Annotated in this window: 17 protein-coding genes and 1 riboswitch; of the genes, 6 read left to right on the top strand and 11 right to left on the bottom strand. The window is 31.0% G+C overall.

What is annotated here, in order from left to right:
* Nucleotides 1-13 precede the first annotated feature (13 nt).
* Nucleotides 14-700, bottom strand: coding sequence for an HD-GYP domain-containing protein (locus tag I6U51_RS02545; protein ID WP_211141027.1), 687 nt, complete (start codon nt 698-700; stop codon nt 14-16).
* 94 nt (nt 701-794) lie between these two features.
* Nucleotides 795-883, bottom strand: a riboswitch (cyclic di-GMP riboswitch).
* Between the two features lie 133 nt (nt 884-1,016).
* Complete coding sequence (locus I6U51_RS02550; protein WP_211141028.1) at nt 1,017-1,529, bottom strand: DUF3267 domain-containing protein; 513 nt, start codon at nt 1,527-1,529, stop codon at nt 1,017-1,019.
* 215 nt (nt 1,530-1,744) lie between these two features.
* Here I6U51_RS02550 and I6U51_RS02555 point away from each other — a divergent pair, with 215 nt between their 5' ends.
* Nucleotides 1,745-2,479: a 3D domain-containing protein gene (locus tag I6U51_RS02555; protein ID WP_211141029.1), complete on the top strand. Its 735-nt coding sequence runs from the start codon at nt 1,745-1,747 to the stop codon at nt 2,477-2,479.
* A 369-nt stretch (nt 2,480-2,848) separates the two neighbouring features.
* On the opposite strand, the gene mnmA is transcribed toward I6U51_RS02555, so the two are convergent.
* The 3 genes from mnmA to I6U51_RS02570 all read right to left on the bottom strand — a co-directional run bounded on the left by mnmA (nt 2,849) and on the right by I6U51_RS02570 (nt 6,844).
* The gene (gene mnmA, locus I6U51_RS02560; protein ID WP_211141030.1) at nt 2,849-3,925 is read right to left on the bottom strand and encodes a tRNA 2-thiouridine(34) synthase MnmA; all 1,077 of its coding nucleotides are present in this window, start codon (nt 3,923-3,925) and stop codon (nt 2,849-2,851) included.
* 30 nt (nt 3,926-3,955) lie between these two features.
* Nucleotides 3,956-5,107 (bottom strand): cysteine desulfurase NifS, encoded by a 1,152-nt coding sequence (gene nifS / locus I6U51_RS02565; protein WP_211141031.1) that lies wholly within the window; start codon nt 5,105-5,107, stop codon nt 3,956-3,958.
* Between the two features lie 246 nt (nt 5,108-5,353).
* A complete protein-coding gene (locus tag I6U51_RS02570) occupies nt 5,354-6,844 on the bottom strand; it encodes an ArnT family glycosyltransferase (RefSeq protein WP_211141032.1) in 1,491 nt (496 codons plus the stop codon).
* Between the two features lie 265 nt (nt 6,845-7,109).
* Here I6U51_RS02570 and I6U51_RS02575 point away from each other — a divergent pair, with 265 nt between their 5' ends.
* From I6U51_RS02575 to I6U51_RS02585, 3 genes are read left to right on the top strand one after another with little or no spacing between them, the layout of a single operon-like run.
* Complete coding sequence (locus I6U51_RS02575) at nt 7,110-8,153, top strand: glycosyltransferase family 2 protein (RefSeq protein ID WP_211141033.1); 1,044 nt, start codon at nt 7,110-7,112, stop codon at nt 8,151-8,153.
* Between the two features lie 29 nt (nt 8,154-8,182).
* Nucleotides 8,183-8,578, top strand: coding sequence for a GtrA family protein (locus I6U51_RS02580; RefSeq protein WP_211141034.1), 396 nt, complete (start codon nt 8,183-8,185; stop codon nt 8,576-8,578).
* A 20-nt stretch (nt 8,579-8,598) separates the two neighbouring features.
* A complete protein-coding gene (locus tag I6U51_RS02585) occupies nt 8,599-9,813 on the top strand; it encodes a mannosyltransferase family protein (RefSeq protein WP_211141035.1) in 1,215 nt (404 codons plus the stop codon).
* A gap of 46 nt (nt 9,814-9,859) precedes the next feature.
* Here the strand turns inward: I6U51_RS02585 and I6U51_RS02590 are convergent, their stop codons facing one another.
* Nucleotides 9,860-11,134: a glycosyltransferase family 2 protein gene (locus I6U51_RS02590; RefSeq protein ID WP_246517034.1), complete on the bottom strand. Its 1,275-nt coding sequence runs from the start codon at nt 11,132-11,134 to the stop codon at nt 9,860-9,862.
* 272 nt (nt 11,135-11,406) lie between these two features.
* On the opposite strand from I6U51_RS02590, the gene I6U51_RS02595 reads away from it, so the two are divergent.
* Complete coding sequence (locus I6U51_RS02595) at nt 11,407-12,135, top strand: hypothetical protein (RefSeq protein ID WP_211141036.1); 729 nt, start codon at nt 11,407-11,409, stop codon at nt 12,133-12,135.
* Nucleotides 12,136-12,226: 91 nt separating this feature from the next.
* Here the strand turns inward: I6U51_RS02595 and I6U51_RS02600 are convergent, their stop codons facing one another.
* The 3 genes from I6U51_RS02600 to I6U51_RS02610 form a co-directional block, all read right to left on the bottom strand.
* Nucleotides 12,227-13,522, bottom strand: a complete 1,296-nt coding sequence (locus tag I6U51_RS02600; RefSeq protein ID WP_211141037.1) for an APC family permease — start codon at nt 13,520-13,522, stop codon at nt 12,227-12,229.
* Between the two features lie 2 nt (nt 13,523-13,524).
* Nucleotides 13,525-14,253 (bottom strand): gamma-glutamyl-gamma-aminobutyrate hydrolase family protein, encoded by a 729-nt coding sequence (locus I6U51_RS02605; protein WP_211141038.1) that lies wholly within the window; start codon nt 14,251-14,253, stop codon nt 13,525-13,527.
* A gap of 185 nt (nt 14,254-14,438) precedes the next feature.
* A complete protein-coding gene (locus tag I6U51_RS02610) occupies nt 14,439-16,466 on the bottom strand; it encodes a sigma 54-interacting transcriptional regulator (protein WP_211141039.1) in 2,028 nt (675 codons plus the stop codon).
* A gap of 142 nt (nt 16,467-16,608) precedes the next feature.
* Between I6U51_RS02610 and I6U51_RS02615 the strand changes: the two genes are divergently transcribed.
* Nucleotides 16,609-17,679 carry a M20 family metallopeptidase gene (locus I6U51_RS02615; protein WP_211141040.1) on the top strand — a complete coding sequence of 357 codons (1,071 nt, stop codon included), beginning with the start codon at nt 16,609-16,611 and terminating at the stop codon, nt 17,677-17,679.
* Between the two features lie 55 nt (nt 17,680-17,734).
* Here the strand turns inward: I6U51_RS02615 and I6U51_RS02620 are convergent, their stop codons facing one another.
* Nucleotides 17,735-18,178, bottom strand: a complete 444-nt coding sequence (locus I6U51_RS02620; RefSeq protein WP_211141041.1) for a threonine/serine exporter family protein — start codon at nt 18,176-18,178, stop codon at nt 17,735-17,737.
* Nucleotides 18,175-18,933, bottom strand: a complete 759-nt coding sequence (locus I6U51_RS02625; protein ID WP_211141042.1) for a threonine/serine exporter family protein — start codon at nt 18,931-18,933, stop codon at nt 18,175-18,177. The genes I6U51_RS02620 and I6U51_RS02625 overlap by 4 nt, the downstream gene beginning before the upstream one ends.
* Nucleotides 18,934-19,151: the final 218 nt, after the last annotated feature.

The following is a 19,151-nucleotide window of genomic DNA, read 5'->3' on the forward strand; positions in this document are numbered from 1 at the left end:
CGAACTACAAAATTCATTTTTCTAATGAAATATCATTGTATAAGATATCCGTAAACATATCCACTAGCTCAGGATTAAATTGCTTTCCCTTTTCACTAATTAATATTTCTATAGCTGAATTTTGTGAAATAGATTTCCTGTATATCCGGTCTGATGTTAAAGCATCAAAGGTATCTGCAATTGCAATAATTTGAGAAGCAAGTGGAATTTCATCATCTTTTAAACCGTCAGGATAACCAGTTCCATCCCATCTTTCATGATGGCTTCTTATTATATCACTTAAATCTTCAAGGTATTCAATATTCATTGTTATTTTTTCGCCAATAATTGAATGCTTTTTAATTTCCTCATATTCTTCTACTGTTAGCTTATCTGGCTTCTTTAATATTAAATCATCTATACTTATTTTCCCTACATCGTGCAATATAGATGCTAAATGAATTTTCAACTTTTCTTCCTCTGATATTGGTAGTACTTCACAAATTGTATTGGCGTAGAATGCCACATTCTTTGAATGCTCCCAGGTATAAAAGTCTTTTTCGTAAATTAAAGCTGCTAGCAGTTCTGCTTCCATGATATGCACTCCTATAATAGAACTTATATATTGACCTATCACTTCGTCCTTCCGAAAAGAAATATTATTGTCCGTGCCATATATATTACAGCCACATTCTTTAAATCTCATAAAATTATTTTTCATAACATTACCTCACCTACGAAATATTAAAGGCACCTAAAATAATTTTAGGTGCCTAATAGATTATGTTATATGTAAATACAACATAAAATTATATTTCGGCAACCTGGCAATCATAGGATTAACAATTCCCTTAGACCCATAGCTTTGCGACCTTACTTTTCAATAAGTGTGCTATTGTCGATATAAAATATATATATTAAAAATTAGCATTAATAAATGTATGCTTTTGCTACATTATAGTATATATTGGAGTTATTTGTATAATTTTGAAAACAACATTTTAATTATAATATATATACTGTATTATTACAATAGCTTACTTAACAACATCAAATCCATATTTCCTGTCTATTATTTTACTATCATAACTGCATCTACATAAAACAAAAGCCATATATATATCTCCTATGCTTCCTATTAAATTAAAAAAATAGACTAAACCTCCAATCCAAGGTGGAAATAGTGTAGAAGTAATAGATATTACTACTACTGGAGATAAAAGTACTATTAAAAACTTATTCCTATTAATAGGCATGTTTGATACCTCTTGTGTGTATGCATAAATTATTTTAAACCCGTATTTTACTTTACCCCCAAAGAGTTTAAATGTTATACCATGAATTAATTCGTGGATTATGCAAATTGGTATTATTGTCAATGCAACTATAATATAAAAATTAAATAATGGATTATCTGTAGGATAACTTATTACACCTCTTGATAAGAAGTTATTTAATATTTCATCTACTATTTTTCCTATAGACTCAGTTAGTATTATAGCTACAAGTAAACATATTAAATGAGTTTTCCATGTAATTTTAAATGACATGACATCACCTCATTATAATATTTTACATTTTTTATATTTTTATACATAGTTTTCTTATAAACTTAAGTCATCTCAATGGTTTTATCTAATTGTTAAATTCTTTCTTATATGCCAAAAACACACTTTTTAAAATTCTATTATGAAAAATTTGGTTATATTTTTGAAAACTTGTCCATAATAATATAATGAAATAACATATAGAGAGGATGTTTTAATTGAGTACGAATGTTAAGAAAGTAATGTTAATAATTCTTATAATAATTGATCTTATAGCCATAAGATATGCAAATGTATATAGCAAAGATAGTATTGCTAGTCAAATATATAATAATGTTAAAAGCAATGAAGTAGCATACATAAATGAATTAAAAAATATTAATACTAAAAATATAGACCAAGACAAACAAACAACAATAAAGCAAGAAACTAAACAAGAAGTTAAAAATCAACCGGAACAAATTCCTGTTAATAAGGAAAATAATTCTCAAATTGAACAAAACAAAATTACTGAAGATAATAACGAGCAGTCTGATTTAAATAAATCTGAAGCTGAAGAAAAAAATGATGAAAAAAATAATCCTTCAAATAAAAAACAGCTTTCACGTGGGGGGAGCCTAGAGACAAATAGTTTAGGAGACGAAATAGATATTGTTTTAACTTTCTATACAAGCCTTGCAGAAGAAAACGGTGGATATACTGGTATTACTTGTACAGGTGGAAAGCTTACTCCAGGAATAGTTGCAAATAACGTACTGCCTCTTGGAACAGAAATTTATACAAATGAATTTGGTACCTTAACTGTAGCAGACAGAGGTGGAAACAATTTTGATACTATACATAGACTTGATGTATTTATTGCTAGAAATGACGGAGAAAGTGACTGGGAATATAAGAAAAGAGTAAATGATATGGGTAAAGTAAAAATTAAAGGCTATATAGCCAAACGCTAGGTCTACATATAATTATGGGGTTTCTAAATCCAAGATTATTTTATACACTAAAAAGTATTAGTAACATTTTCAGAGGACAGAGTACAGAGGACAGAGTACAATTGACAGTGAAGGTGAGTTTTCTTCCTTACGTCTGAAAACTAATTTATTTTTTTCAGGCTTGTTTTACTAAAGCAAAACATCGCTTACTCATGCGAAGCAAAAGAGCAGGAGTTTCTTTTAAATTTAAAGATTTTTCGTAGTGTAACGTAGAAAAATCCTCCTTCATTGTCCTCTGTCCACTGTCAATTGTCAATTATTCATCCTCTCTCATACTATAAAAATTACCAAATTAGATTACAGCATAAGTTAACTTATGAGTTAGGACCTCTATATAATTTCGTCTATAATTCCTCCACCAACTAAGTATTCTTTATCATAGAATACTACAGATTGGCCTTTTGTTATAGCACGTTGTTTATTTTCAAATTTAACCTTTACTCTGCCATCTTCAAGTGGAGTTATCCACGCTTTTTCTGGTTTAGCGGAGTATCTTATTTTAGCCATAACTTCCATAGTATCTTCTAGTTTATCAAAAGGAATAAAGTTTATATCCTTAGCTATTAATTCTGTCTTAAATATATCCTCTTCACTACCAAGAACAACAGTATTGGTAAGTGGGTTTATATCAGTTACGAATACAGGCGTGCCAAGGGCTATACCAAGACCTTTTCTTTGGCCTATTGTGTAGTACACTATTCCCTTATGCTTTCCTAAAATATTTCCTTGTTTATCTACAAAATATCCTTCTCTGACTTTACCTGGAACCTGCTTTTTTATATAAGAACCATGGTCATTGTCAGGAATAAAGCATATTTCTTCACTATCTTTTTTATTATGAACAAGTAATCCTATTTCCTTAGCAATCTCTCTTATTTTATCTTTTTTATATAATCCACATGGCATTAATGTATGAGCTAATTGGAACTGAGTTAAGTTATATAGCGCATAAGTCTGATCTTTTCTATCATCCTCAGATCTTCTAAGCAAATATCTATCCTCTATTTTTTCTATAGTTGCATAATGTCCTGTAGCAACATACTCAGCACCTAAATCCATAGCCTTTTTGAGCAGTGCATCAAATTTAATATATTTATTACATGCAACACATGGGTTTGGGGTCCTTCCTTCCATATATTCATCGATAAAATAATCTATAACATTCTTTTTAAATATATCCTTAAAATTCATAACGTAAAAAGGAATATCTAATTTGTATGCCACTCTTCTAGCGTCTTCTACTGCACTTAATGAACAGCAGCCTCCTTCAGCAGCTTCATACTCCTCATCTTCCTGCCAAACCTGCATAGTTACACCTATGACGTCATATCCTTGTTCTTTTAAAAGATATGCTGTAACGGAGCTATCCACTCCTCCGCTCATTCCTACTACAACTTTTTTCTTCATGTTTATCACCTATTTTCTAAAATATTAACCTTACATACGATTTTTTCTAATTCTTTCTATAATACTTGGTATTACTTCAAGTAAATAATCTACTTCTTCCTCTGTTGTTCTTGAACCTATTGTTAACCTAAGGGCTCCTTTAGCCATTTCTTTTGACAATCCTATAGAAAGTAATACCTGCGAAGGCTCTATAGCCCCTGCTGAACAAGCACTTCCACTGGAAGCACACACGCCTAAACTGTCAAGAGACATAAGAAGCACATCACCTTCTATATCTTCAAAGCTTATATTTACGTTGCCTGGCAATCTTTTGTCTCCTACTGCTCCATTTAGCCTTGCACCAGGTATTTTTAATAGTCCTCCTATAAGCTTATCTCTAAGACTTTCTAGTCTCTTACTTTCATTTTTCATATTTTGGGCTGCCAATTCTACAGCTTTTCCCATACCTACAATGCCTGCGACGTTCTCTGTACCTGCTCTTCTTGCTCTTTCTTGAGCGCCACCATGTATTAAATTATGAATTTTTATGCCTTTTCTCACATAAAGGGCTCCCATTCCTTTAGGACCATAGAATTTGTGTGATGCCATCGATAATAGATCTATTTTCATATCTTTTACATCTATCGGAACATTTCCTACTGCCTGTACTGCATCACTGTGAAAAATAATTCCTTTTTCTCTACATATCTCCCCTATTTCTTTTATAGGTTCAATAGTTCCAATTTCATTATTTGCAAACATTATTGATACGAGTATAGTTTTATCTGTTATAGCATTCTTTAGATCATCTATTTTAATTATACCCTGTTCGTTAACGGGTAAATAAGTAACTTCAAAGCCCTGATCTTCCAAGTATTCGCAAGTATGCAGCACAGCATGATGTTCAATACAACTGGTAATTATATGGTTCCCTTTGTCTTTATTTGCAAAAGCTATTCCTTTAATTGCCCAATTATCTGCTTCTGAACCTCCACTTGTGAAATATATCTCATCACCTCTAGAGTTTATGGCACTGGCAATTCTATCTCTTGCTATATCAACTGCAGCTTTTGTTTTTCTTGATATATGATAAATTGAAGATGGATTACCAAAATATTGTGTAAGATATGGATTCATTTCTTCTAAAACCTCTGGCTTAATAAAGGTTGTAGCAGCATAATCCATATAGATTTCTCTTTCCATTCTTATCGCTCCTCATAAATAATATAAGCTACTAAAATTCTGAGTAATTTACTATGATATAATTATTCTATTTTTAAATGCAACATTTGTCAATATTTTAGAGTTACAACTTATAATATAATACAGCAAATATCTATTATTCAATAATTATAATACCGTTAGTACAGCCTACAATCTTCAAATAAAAACTCAGTATACTAGATGCACTTTCATGCACTGAATTTTCTATGTTAGCAAACACTAGTATTATTTACTTAGTATGTATACAAATTCATTCTCGGTGACAACCTTAAAATTATTTTTTTGTATTTCAGATATTAATATTTTATCTTTAGAAATTAGTAATAAAGGCTTACTGCTTTTATCCCTTAAGAAGCCTTCAACTCCCCCCTCAACTGCCTTCATGTCTCCATAAAGTTCTGCACATAGCAAATAACTCTGATCCCATCTGTTAGGATTATCTGCAGAATTAGTTTTATATAATGTATATATGTTATGTCCCTTGTATTGAGGTAGCTTTCCTATATTTTTAAGGGTCTCTTGAGCATAATCTATTCCAGGGTTTACAATCATTTTTATAATAGATATCTCATTTTTATATGTAGAGAATAAAAGCAATATACTTATTAATAATTGAGAAGCTAGGTTTCTACTTTTACATTTTAATAAATATCCTGATGCTGCACCTATAATTATTGCCATTGCAGGAAATATAGGCAATATGTACCAACCAATTTTGGTCTTTGCCTTAGTATAAAAAAGGAAAGGTACTATTATCCACAATAAAATTAGTAATATATCATTTATTGAATCTTTATTTATCATTTCTTGCTCAAGTATTACTGTAAAAGCTACTACCGTGCTTACTAATACTAGCATCCAGTAGAAATAAGAGCTTTGCAATACTTCTATATAGTAGGAAGTACTTCCTACATGACCTTCTAAAGCTACTGAAGATCTGGCTAGCAAATCGTAATTTATCATGTTTTTAAAAAAGAGAAGTTTATCCGCGCCATACCGAAAAATTCCCCAAATGATAATTGGGAAAATACAGCTGAGAACAAATATGCAAATACTTCTAACTCTTAATTTAAATAACTTTCTACTTAAGATTAAGTATAATCCAATAATAACCCCAATACTACCTGCATGCCAGCTTTTTGTAAGAAAGGCTAATGAAAAAGCTGTCCCTGATATATATAACCATTTTACGCTTCTATTCAATAAAGATATTGAAATTATAGATAAAGTAAAAAACATTACAAATGCGGAATCCGCATCCCCTGATCTTGCACAGTGTTCTAAAATATATGGCATAGTTGAAGCTATAGTAGAAGTTGATATTATTGATGATAATCTTCCATATTTATGTAATGTAAAAACAGCAACGGAAAGTATTGTGATAAATCCTGCTAAGGCTGAAAAAATTCTTAGTCCTAATGCATTATATCCTGCAATTCTATACCCTGCTGCTATTGCCCAGTAACTTATAGGCGGCTTCAAATTCCAATAATCATTTGTATATGAATATGTATTTACTATGTAATTATTTCTTTTAATCATTTCATAAGCACTTACGCCATGTCTTGCTTCATCCCAACTATTGATTGGAAACTTACCTAAATTATAAAATAGATTAATTAGTGCTATTGCCAGTATTATAATAAGAAATATATAATAATATTTTTCTATATACTCAATAATATTATCAAAAAATTTATTTTTGAATATATTCAAAATTTTTCCTCCTTCCTGACTGTTGCTTAAAATCAACAGTCTAAACTCATTATTCCCTCAAGAATATATAATAAACTCATTATCTTTATTTTTACTTAAAATTACATTATCACTGATTTTATAGTGACCTAGGCCGCAAATAATATACTAAAACATTATCTAATAAAAATATTACTATCAGAATAATACATGCAGAATGTGGCAAAATAAGTGAGGATGTTTAAAATAGCATAATATATAACATTTTAAAATGGAGGTTACTAACATGAGCTCAAAACTTATATCAATAATCGTACCTATGTACTTTGAGGAAGAAGTTGCAGAAGAATGTTATAACAGGTTAACTACTGTAGCCAAAGAAAATAACCTTAGTTATGAGATTGTTTTTGTTAATGACGGAAGCACAGATGCAACCTTTGAGATATTGAAAAAAATAGCTCAGAAGGATCAACGAGTTAAGGTAATAAGCTTTTCAAGAAACTTTGGCCATCAAATTGCTGTTACTGCTGGTATAGATAAAGCCTGTGGAGATGCTATAGTAATTATAGATGCTGATTTACAGGACCCTCCAGAGGTTATACCTGAAATGATTAAACTTTGGGAAGATGGATATGATGTAGTATACGGAAAAAGAAAAAAACGTGATGGTGAAAGTTGGTTTAAACTTGCTACTGCAAAAACCTTCTACAGAATGCTAGATAAAATGAGCAATGTAAAAATCCCTATGGATACTGGCGATTTTAGATTAATGGATAGAAGAGTTGTTGAAGCCCTAAAGCAAATGCCGGAACAAAACAGATTTTTAAGAGGTATGTCTAGTTGGGTAGGATTTAATCAAACCCCTTTAGAGTATGAAAGAAAAGAACGTTTTGCAGGTGAGACAAAGTATCCATTAAAAAAGATGATAAAATTTGCATTAGACGGTATCTTCTCTTTTTCATCAAAACCTATAAAAATGGTTGAATATCTAGGATCTTTTATTGCCTTAATAGCTCTTAGTATTCTTATTTGCTTGCTGGTAACAACTCCAATAAGACCTAATAGTTTTGCAATCGGTTGGACCTTGATTATTACTGTTATTGCCTTCATAGGTGGAATTCAATTGCTTTCTATTGGTGTGGTTGGAGAGTATATAGCAAGAATTTATGATGAGAGTAAAGGAAGACCTTTATATATAATAGATAAAGAGATAAATATTGATAAGAACATAAATAAAGCAGCAAATTTAAGTTTAAAAAAGAATTTGGCTAAACATCTATATGTTGTTAGTAGAGAACTTCACTCTGATAAAAGATATGGAATTGAGTAAATAAACATAGTTTAACTTTGAGGTAATTTATGATTAAATTAATAAAATTTTGCATTGTAGGTTCTGTTAATACTTTAATTACATTGGCAACTTTCTATATTCTCAACAAAATATTACAGATAAACTATCTAACAAGTTCATTATTTGGATACGTTCTTGGAATGATAAATAGTTATATCTTAAATAAAAGGTGGACCTTTCAAAATAGAGATAAAAAGGTTATTGCACAGTTTATTAAGTTTACCATAGTAAATTTAATATCTCTTGGAATAAATTTATTTGTAATTTATATTTTAGTTGATAAATTAAATATTGATAGCATGGTGTCGCAAATATTTGCAACAGTCTTTTCTACTATTTCAAATTATGTCGGAAGTAAAGTCTTAGTTTTTAGCAGTTCAAAAGAAAGGCAACAAACAAGTTAAGATACAGGAGTGGTTGCAAATTGAAAAGAAACTTCACTGACAATATAATACTAATATTAAAAATTCTTGTTTTAATATTTATTTCAAGATTATCATTATATATTCTTGGATTTATTAGTATTAATACTTTTCCTATGTATGATTCAGCTAAAAGTGATATTACGAATACTATAAAATCACCGAGATTAAAAAGAATATCTGTCGAGGATTTTAACAAGTTTGACAGCGGGTTCTATTTCCAAATTGCTGACATAGGTTATCCAAAAGTTACTATGTCAGAAAGCAATTCTGCTACAAGAATAAGCTTTTTCCCGCTGTATCCGTTATTAATTAGAGCTATGAGAATTTTAAATATAAGCTCTAGTAACTTGATTAACGCATTAATTTTATCAAATGGATTGCTTTTATTTGCATTATTTTACATATATAAAATATGTGAACTTCGAAGATTTTCAAGGAGTGAAACATATTTTACACTAGCACTTATATTATGTTATCCTTCTTCAATCTTTTATTCTGTTCCCTATACTGAAAGCTTGTTTCTATGTTTGTCTGCAGCAACACTATATTATTCTATGAAAGGCAGATATATTAATGCATCAATTTTTGCAGGATTGTCAGCTATTACCCGTTTCCCCGGTTTTGTAAACGTTATGTATATTTTTTTAATGATGCTGTCAGAAATCAATAACAAGAAAAATGTTACTGATCAATTAAAAAAGATTTTTATGTGTATGGTTATTTCTATAATTCCAATAAGCATATACTTTTCCTATATGAAATATCTAACTGGTGATTTTTTGGCACCACTTCACGACGTAAATAACTGGGGTAGAAAGTTGAGTATTCCATTTAAAAGTTATGTAGATTATATTTTCAATCCCTACTTTTTGTCTAGTGGTGGATGGAACAATGGAATAATTAGTTTTTGCATTGCAACAGCAGTTTTAGGCGTATTCATTCTTTATGCTATATTGTACTTTAGAAAGCTTACTATTAAAGAAGTCATTCTTCTGATTTATGGTTTTTTAGTTATTACTATCCCCTTTTCAAATGCCGGCTCCGATTTAGTGAGCATACCTCGATATCTCATGGTATCTATACCAATGTATTTTTATATTGTGGAATTATGTAAGAAGTATGAATTTATATTTTTAGGATATCTATTTTTATTTACCATTTTTAATGCGCTAACTACTATAGGATACTTTAATGGTTACCATTTTGTAGTGTAAAAAAGGAAGTATATGACTTTATGTCATATCACTTCCTTTTTTACACTTAAATTCTCTTTTTATTTATTATAGATTCTAAATGCTCTTCTTCAATTACTCTATCATGCTTTGTATGACTCCACACTTTCTGATCCTTTTTTATTAGACCTAGTACGCTTATTGGAACCCATGTTATGCCATATAAAGGATATATAAATATAGCAAACATTCTCTTTATTGGCACCCTTTCAAAAGCTAATGCTATTATTGGTATTATATATCTAAAAAACAATGCTATAAACCAGAACCATCCTGGAAGCACTAATTTTATTATAGGTATATTATGGAAAATGAGCCTTAATAGTAACATTGTAAATGAAAAAGCATCTAATATCATCTTTGATGGCTGAATAAGATATATAAAAGCATCAAAGCATGGGAAACTTCCTTTAGTAAATGCTTGCTTTAATAACTTACCTGAATATCTGAAACAGCAATCCCAATGTCCTTGAAGCCATCTTACTCTCTGTCTAAAGGATGCCTTCATTGTAAGAGGTTTCTCATCGTAAATTCTTGCATGGTGCTCCCAAACTACTGGTATATTATTTAATGTGCATATCATAGTGAATTCAAGATCTTCAGTTAAACTCATGGCGTTCCAACCAAATTTTCTTAAAACATTAGTAGACATACAAAAACCAGTTCCACCAAGTGCTGCATTTAATTTGAGTCTCTTTCGTGCTAATTGAAATACCCGATTGGTAATCCAATATGCCAGTGCATTTGAAAGTGTAACCCATGAATCATCTGGGTTTTTACTATCTAAATATCCTTGTATAACTTCATTGCCATCTATTAAATTATTATTCATCTTTAATAAAAAATTTTTTGTTACAAGATTATCAGCATCAAATACTACAACTGCATCATATTTTTTGTCCATTTTAAATAATAAATCAAAAAACCATTTTAATGCGTAACCTTTTCCTTTATTTTTTCTATCAACTCTCTCTAATGCTACTACTTCTTTTTCTCTAACTATTTTAGCAGTATTATCAGTACAGTTATCACATATGACGAAAACATCATATAGTTCCTTTGGATAGTCTAGTTCTTTTAAATTGTCAAGTATCTGCCCGACTACCTTTTCCTCATTATGTGCAGCTATGGCGATTGCAAAGTTCTTCTCCGGTGGGCAATCCTCCTCTTCCTTCTCCCTTTTTAATCCAAAAATGGATATAACATTGTAATAATATGTAAGAAACAAAACATATATCTGTATTGCTATAAAAAAAGTTATAAAAATATATTTCATTTTGACTTCTTTCACCACCTTAATCATGCTTTCTATATAAGTTATGTTCTACTTTTTCCATTGCCCCTTCATCACTGAAATCATATTATGTTTCTACCACTTCAAATAAAGTATTAATTATTTAATTGAATATACTGCTATTGATAGAAAATACTATGCAAGCATAAAAACCTATATATCGGATAACCTAAATATTGATATCTTATATTAGTAAAATATATTTTTAATTAAATTTATTTTACCTTTACGTGGATATTTTATACCTGTTCTCAAAGGATGAAAACTTAGGAGGTAATACTATGAAAAAAGTAGTAAGCATTGTTGCAGTAGCACTGATAACATGTTCTTTAAATGCATGTGGTAATAGAAATACTTCCTTTAATAATGCGGGAATTAATCAAGGCGGAGCAAATATAGGTTTAAATCAAGGCAGTAATCCAGGAACTACCACAACATATAGAGATGGTGTTTATATTGGCGAAGGTAACAAAACTGCAACGGGAAATCAAGCAGCTGTAGTTACAATTACTGGAGGTAGAATTTCTAATGTTGTCCTTAAAACTCTTGATGCCAAAGGCAACGAAATAAGTACTAACAGGCAAACTTCTACAGGAAATGCTGGAACTGCTATTGGCTCCAATATGGGTGGTACTGCCAGCGGAACTCCTGGTGAAACTACTAGAGGTACTAAAGACAATGTTACTGGAGGAACTACTGGTGGAACTAAAGGTGGAGCTACTAGTGGAGCAATAACTGGTACTGGAGGCGGACGTGCAAATGGAACTGCATCTGGGAATCTGGTGACTGGCGGCACAACTGGCGGCGCTACTGATGGAACTACTATTAACGGCACAACTGCAGGTGGAAATACTGTAAATAACTATGAGCGAGTTAGAAGAGACTTAGCATCTTCTATAGTTCAAAACCAAACAACTAATGTTACTATTGGTGACGTTGGGAATGAAAAAAATGTAGTTGATAACTGGAAGTTAGCTGTTAATAGAGCTCTTGATAGAGCAAAGAGATAAGATTTTAAATGACACTAGTACAATTCTGGTGCTATTTTTATACTAAAAACATAGCTATCGCCAGAATATATCTAGCAATAGCTATGTTATTTTAATAAACTTCTTTATTTTCTGTTGAATTATTTCCTTTTCTCATTATAAAGTATAGTGGTATTCCTATAACTAATGCTCCAAGTCCCCATATAATCTGCTGTTTAGTTGCTTGAGTTAATAGCCATAAGCTAACTACTACAGATAAAATAGGCAGTACTGGGCCAAAAGGTATTCTAAATGTACTTTTTAAATCATTTCTTTTTCTAAATATAATTACTGAAAGACATGTTGGTATATACTGGGCAAATCTTGAAATTACGCTTATTGCTGCAAGCTGAGTAAAGCTTCCTGATATTGCGATTGGAATTGCGAGTATTACAGTCACTATTATAGCAATATAAGGTGTATCAAATTTACTTTTCTTTGCAATTACTTTAGGTAATAGTCCGTCATCAGCTAAAGCAACTCCTGACCTTGGAGTGATAAAGGATGCAGCAATATTTATACCCCCTATTGAAACTAGCGTTCCAGCTGTAACAAGCATTCCTCCAAAGCCCCCAAAGAAAGTATTAGCTGAATCTGCAACTGGAGTAGTACTTGAAGCAAGTTTTGATCCTAAAGTACCTACTGATACTGTTTGAGTTAATATGTATATAATTGATACTAAAACCATAGTTATAATAATTGCTATTGGAATATTTTTCTCAGGATTATCCATATCTTCAGCAGCTACTGCTATAGATTCAAAGCCAGTGAAGGCATAGAATATTAATATTGCGGCTGATCCAAAGGTTGCTGAGGTAACATTACTAGGAAACATAGGTGTGAAATTTGAACCCTTTATACAAAATATACCTATGGCTACAAAGAATATTAACGGTACTAATTTTCCTATAGTTATTATGTTATTTAAATACTTAGTAGCGCTTACACCTAAAATATTTACACATCCTAAGCCTACAAGTATTAAAACAGCTATCATATTTTTAGTATAAGTATCAGCCGCTGCTGGCCAAATTTTTGCTAAAGCTGTTGGGAATCCAACCGCCATTGTAGCCCACGCTATAATACCTACTGCCCACTTCATAATTCCAACTTCAAAGCCAATAAATTCTCCAAAGGCTTCTTTTGCATAAACATATGGACCTCCATTTTTATTAAACATACCTGCAACTTCTGCAAAACATAAGGCCATTGACAGAACTAATATCATATCAAATAAATATACCCATATACTTCCTGGTCCCATGAGCTTCATTGCCTTACCTGGAAGTAGAAATATGCCTGAACCTATTACTCCATTGATTCCGAGTAAAACTATACTCCAAAGCCCTAGTTTTTTCTTGTTATCCATTATTAATCCTCCTTAGTACATTGTTTTATTAACGCTTTAAATAAGTCAAGCATTTTTGAGTCTTTTTTGGCCATCATTTCTGGGTGCCATTGTACAGCGATTACAAAACCCTCTTCTTTTTCTATTGCTTCTATAACTCCATCCTTTGCCCTTGCTGAAACCTTAAATCCGGTGGCAACTTCTTTAATTGCTTGGTGATGGAAGCTGTTTGTTAAAGCACTTTCACCTAATATATCATATAATTTTGTTTCTTTTATTACTTCAACAGTATGGCTAGCTACATCTGGTCTTGAACTCTGTTGATGTTTTATGTAGCTTCCTTCTATTTTGGATGTGTCTTGATATATTGTTCCTCCTAGTGCTGCATTTAGTATTTGAAGTCCTCTGCATATTCCAAGTATTGGTTTATTTAACTCTAATGCAATTTTGATAACTTTAATATCATAGTCATCTCTTTCTGGACATAAGAACCCTTGCTCTGGTATTGGTTCTTCGCCATATACTAAAGGATTTACATCATATCCTCCTGAAATTATTAAAGCATCAATATTAGCTATCTGACCTTTAATAGTCTCATAATCCGATATCAGCGGAAGTATAAATGGTGTACCTCCAGCCATAGCAACAGTTTGTACATAATCGTTATTTACATATGCTCTTTTGTATCCTGGAAACATTCCTCCCTGATCAATTAATAAATTTCCTATAATTCCTATTAGTGGTTTATTCATATCTGTCCCTCCAATGTAACTTCTTCGCAAATATATATAGCAATTTGCGTGCCAAATGAATTTTAATTATAAATATACTTTTAAGTGTCAGTTAATTCTCATATTTAATTTTCTCTTTGTTAAAAATTAAATAAAAGTAGAGGAAATTCAAATAATTTCCTCTACTTTATTGGTTAAATAGGTTATTAGTTTATCCTATTTTTTATCCACTTTATAAAATTTCTTCCCTTAACAGTGAGTTCACTGCCTCTTCTACCTAAGCTGGATGTAATTATTCCTAAGTCATTCAAGATTGTTAAAATTCTTCTTACTTCTGCTTCCGTTATGCTTCTACTTCTATTTTTTAAGGCTTCTTCTATATTTTTTCTTCCTACACCCATGTTACTTGAATTTTTTTCTTCAATAATTTCTAATATCTCTAAGGCATTTTCCACATTGCATTTATCATTTAAATAGTCACACTCCCGCTTATAATCTACATTGCAATTTAAAATATAAAAAGGAATATTTTCTATTTTGATTTCTTCATCACTCATAAGCTCAATATAATCTGCAGCATTTTTAAGTTCTCTTATATTTCCAGGCCAAGTGTAATTTAATAATAAATCTACTACATCTTTCGAAAGCTTTAGATTCTTTTTCCCATTTAAGGAACTCTCTAAAATTAATATTATATCTTCTTTTCGCTCTCTAAGTGGAGGAATATTTATTGGCAGTACATTTAATCTATAAAATAAATCCTCTCTAAATTTACCCTCGTTTATCATCTGCATTAAATTTCTATGGGTAGCAGCAATTATTCTTACATTAATGTCTATAACGCTTTGAGAACCTATTCTCATAACTTGTCTTTCTTGAATTACTCTAAGCATTCTAGTTTGGAGAGATAATGGCATATCTCCTATCTCATCTAAAAATATGGTACCGTTATGAGCCTGCTCAAATAATCCTGCCTTTCCTTCTTTTAAGGCCCCAGTAAAGGACCCTCCTTCATACCCGAATAATTCGCTTTCAAGTAAGCTCTCAGGTAAAGCGGCGCAGTTTATTGCAACAAAAGGTTGTTTAGATCTATTTGATGCATTATGAATAGATTGAGCTAAGACCTCTTTGCCAGTACCGCTTTCTCCTGTAATTAATGCTGTAAGATCCGAAGAAGCAATTTTTTTTGCCAAGCTTATACACTCTTTCATTCTAACTGAATTAGTGAGTATATCATTAAAATCATACTTAGCTATAAGTCCCTTATTTCTAAGCTTTTTACTCAAATTTTGTTCCAACTGCTTAATATAAGTTACTTCTTGAATGTTGAAACAGTAGCCAATGTTTTGCCCTAAGGACTTTACAATTTGTTTATTAACATTAATATATCTTCCTTTTAGCTCTAATATTTCATCCTTAATAATCTCTTTTGTAAATGTATTTACAACTTCTTTATCTAAAACATCACCAATTTTTTTACCTTTTATATCTTCTCTTATATAGAAAATGTTCTTAAAAGCATTGTTATAGAAAGATATATTTTCTTCATTGTCTATAAGCAAAAATCCTTCCTTAGAAGAATTAATTATGATGTCTAACTCTTCATTTGCAACATAAAGCTGCCTATAATTTTCTTTTATACCATTATTTAAGTTTATAATACTTTCAGAATAGTTTATAACTCTTTCGCTTAATCTTTTATCCTCTATGTTGAGTTTATTTATTATTTTTATGAAAGTAGTAGTATCTATACACCTATTCCCAACATTTATTATAGTCTCTATATACTTAGGCACATGTTCTTCTTCATCTGGAGTTATAGCAATATTAATATCTTCATAAATTTTATCAGGTTCGTAAGCTATAAGTTGCAAATTACTTATTCCTATCTGATAAAGTAGTGAAACTGTTTCTAAAGTAGTTTCTTTACTATCGTTGATTACTAAGGCTTTAGTATTTTTAGGAAGGGTAAATAATTTATATATTTCACTATCCCTTAAGGTTCTTTCTATTATTATGGTATTCTTTTTGTTTTGTACATATTTTTCACATTCTAGAGCCTTTTCTTTTATCATAAAAAGCACTATATCATCCTTAATTATGGAGTCATCCTTTAAGTCATCTATATAATAATTATTTATTTTTACAAATCCTTTAAAAATATTTTGCAAATTGTTTTTTAAAAATTTTGCTAGCCTAGAATTGCTATTTGTTACAACAGCTATTGTTTTCATTAGTTTGTTACCTCCAAATTATTATATATACAAAACTTTAACTAATAATTGATAATTTATCAATGAAAATTTATATTATATTCTTTTTGGTATGTTTTTTGCTATATTAATTTAGCATAAATACAACTAGGAGGTTATTTATATGGACTGTATAGAAATTACAAAAGAACTTATTAAAATTGATAGTTCAAATTTAGAAGGTGCAAACAAAGCTATAGATTTCTGTGAGGATATATTATTATCCCAGGGATTAAAAACAGAAATAATCGAAAATAATGGGTTTAAAACTTTAATATGTACTATTGGAAATGGTGATAAAAAAATAATACTTAATGGCCATTTAGACATTGTACCTGGAAAGGCTGAACAATTTGTTCCCTATATAGAAGATGGAAACCTTTTTGGAAGAGGTAGTGCCGATATGAAAGCTGGAGCTGCCGCTATGCTTACTACAATGTTAAAGCTTAAGAACGAAGATTTGAATTGTAAGCTGCAGCTTCAATTGGTTACAGATGAAGAAACAGGTGGCTTTAACTGTTCAAAATATTTAGTTGACAATGGTTTTAGAGGAGATTTTGTAATCTGCGGTGAGCCTACTCAATTAGGTATAGGAGTACAAGCAAAAGGTATACTGCAGGTATACTTAGAGTTTTTGGGAAAATCCGCTCATGGAAGTAGGCCTTGGCAGGGAACTAACGCTATAATAAAAGCTTATGAGACCTTTAACGCTATTTTAGAATTACCTTTTGCAAAAGAAAAATCAGAACTCTATGACTGCCCTTCTATCAATCTATCAAAAATGGAAGGGGGAGATGTTTATAATAAAGTACCTGCTTACTGCAAAATGTGTCTTGATATAAGATTTCTTCCTGGACAAGATCCTCAAGAAATAATAAGACAAATTGAAGAAGTATCTGGTGTTAAAGTAAATATTCACTCCATAGGTGATGCTGTAAAAACAAAAGTTGATGATTTATACGTATTAAAATTAAGTGAGTCAATAGCAAAAATAACCAATAATAATGCTGAAATATTCGGTCAGCATGGCTCTGCAGACACTAGATTTTATTCAAAATATGATATACCAGCTGTGGAGTTTGGACCTACAGGTCAAAACTGGCATGGTGATGATGAATTTATAAAAGTAGATTCAGTTTATATATATGAACAAATGCTTATAGATTTTATACTAAATATTAGCAGTGGTTTGTAAAATTTTAATTAAAAAAGGCTGTATTCTTCATATTTTAAGAATACAGCCTTTAAAACTATTGTGCTAATTTTTTTGACATCATTAATTTAGAAACAAAACGAAATGTTGTTGCTGAAAGCATTATACCAAAAGCAATCGCTCCTGCTACAGCTACTGTTTGCATGCCCTTTGAATATGCTGCAGAATAATCTTGTTCTACTATGTAATTTATAGTATTAAATGCTGTTATACCAGGCACAAGCGGAAATATTCCTGGTATTGAAAACTGCACCGCAGGAGTTCTAAGCTTTCTTGCCATTAATTCACTGTATACGCCTACAACGAAAGATCCTGCAAAGGATGAAGAAACTGGACTAACTGTATACTTATATACTACAAGATAAGTTGCCCAACCAATAGCTCCACAAAAGCCAGTCCATATTATCTTTTTTCTGTCAATATTGAAAAGAATAACAGGAAATATACTACCAAAAAACGCTAATACTATTTGTTTTATCATAATTTCACACCTACTCCTATAGCTAATGCTGCACCAATCCCTACGCCTATAGCAATTATAATAAGCATTGCCTCACCAAATTTAGCCATACCTGATTCAAAGTCACCATAAATTACATCTTTAACACCATTGGTAAGTGCTACACCAGGTAATAATATCATTATTGCACCGGTTATAACATTTCCTTTACTTACAAAGGGTAATAGCCTTTGTGCAATTATGCTTGACCCTCCTATAATAAAGCCAGAAAGAAAAAACTCAAAAAACTGAAAGAATCCAACTTTAGATATTTTCTCTAACATATAGTAAATCCCTATGCTTACTAAGGCCGAAACAATAGAATCATAGATTGTCCCATTAAAGAAGAATGAATATACAAAGGATGTCATGCTTGCAGCAAAAAGTCTTACTGGAAAGCTGAAATAGGGTGCTTCTTCTATATCTTTTAATACCTGCTTAGCTTCTTCATAAGTCATAGGTTTATGCTGAAGATTTCTTGAAAAAGAATTAATAAGTTCTATTCTATATAAATCCACTCGCCTTGCCCTAATTTTTTTCAGTGAAGTTATCTTTTCATCATTGCCGTCTAAAAGAGATATTAGTACGCCTTTGGCTGTTACCATACATTCACACTCTAGATTGTAAGAACTACATATTCTTTCGATTGTTTCTTCAACTCTATAAGCTTCTGCACCATTACTTAAAAGTATTTGCCCCGTAGAAAGCGCAATCTCTAAAACTTGTTTAGCTTCCATATTATACTCCTTTATGATTTGTTAGATTATTTATCCGATCGCTACCATTGCTAACACCCCCATCTTCTATCAAAGTGGGGGATAAGCACTGCTACGCACCTGGATAAGCTCTTCTAAGGTTCAGATGGAGAAAGTCATCCTTATAAGCAAACTCCATCTGAACCTAAGAATCACTTGATAGCCATTAATATTATATCATTTTTTGTAGTAATTTCTAT

It is taken from the genome of Clostridium aciditolerans, from assembly GCF_016316925.1.
Taxonomy (GTDB): domain Bacteria; phylum Bacillota; class Clostridia; order Clostridiales; family Clostridiaceae; genus Clostridium_AM; species Clostridium_AM aciditolerans.

Bases quoted from the DNA above. Each gene is read 5' to 3' on its own strand.
- I6U51_RS02590 (WP_246517034.1), bottom strand. From the start codon at position 11,134: ATGATTAAGGTGGTGAAAGAAGTCAAAATGAAATATATTTTTATAACT.
- nifS (WP_211141031.1), bottom strand. From the start codon at position 5,107: ATGGAAAGAGAAATCTATATGGATTATGCTGCTACAACCTTTATTAAG.
- I6U51_RS02580 (WP_211141034.1), top strand. From the start codon at position 8,183: ATGATTAAATTAATAAAATTTTGCATTGTAGGTTCTGTTAATACTTTA.
- mnmA (WP_211141030.1), bottom strand. From the start codon at position 3,925: ATGAAGAAAAAAGTTGTAGTAGGAATGAGCGGAGGAGTGGATAGCTCC.
- I6U51_RS02610 (WP_211141039.1), bottom strand. From the start codon at position 16,466: ATGAAAACAATAGCTGTTGTAACAAATAGCAATTCTAGGCTAGCAAAA.
- I6U51_RS02605 (WP_211141038.1), bottom strand. From the start codon at position 14,253: ATGAATAAACCACTAATAGGAATTATAGGAAATTTATTAATTGATCAG.
- I6U51_RS02595 (WP_211141036.1), top strand. From the start codon at position 11,407: ATGAAAAAAGTAGTAAGCATTGTTGCAGTAGCACTGATAACATGTTCT.
- I6U51_RS02615 (WP_211141040.1), top strand. From the start codon at position 16,609: ATGGACTGTATAGAAATTACAAAAGAACTTATTAAAATTGATAGTTCA.
- I6U51_RS02620 (WP_211141041.1), bottom strand. From the start codon at position 18,178: ATGATAAAACAAATAGTATTAGCGTTTTTTGGTAGTATATTTCCTGTT.
- I6U51_RS02625 (WP_211141042.1), bottom strand. From the start codon at position 18,933: ATGGAAGCTAAACAAGTTTTAGAGATTGCGCTTTCTACGGGGCAAATA.
- I6U51_RS02575 (WP_211141033.1), top strand. From the start codon at position 7,110: ATGAGCTCAAAACTTATATCAATAATCGTACCTATGTACTTTGAGGAA.
- I6U51_RS02600 (WP_211141037.1), bottom strand. From the start codon at position 13,522: ATGGATAACAAGAAAAAACTAGGGCTTTGGAGTATAGTTTTACTCGGA.
- I6U51_RS02550 (WP_211141028.1), bottom strand. From the start codon at position 1,529: ATGTCATTTAAAATTACATGGAAAACTCATTTAATATGTTTACTTGTA.
- I6U51_RS02545 (WP_211141027.1), bottom strand. From the start codon at position 700: ATGAAAAATAATTTTATGAGATTTAAAGAATGTGGCTGTAATATATAT.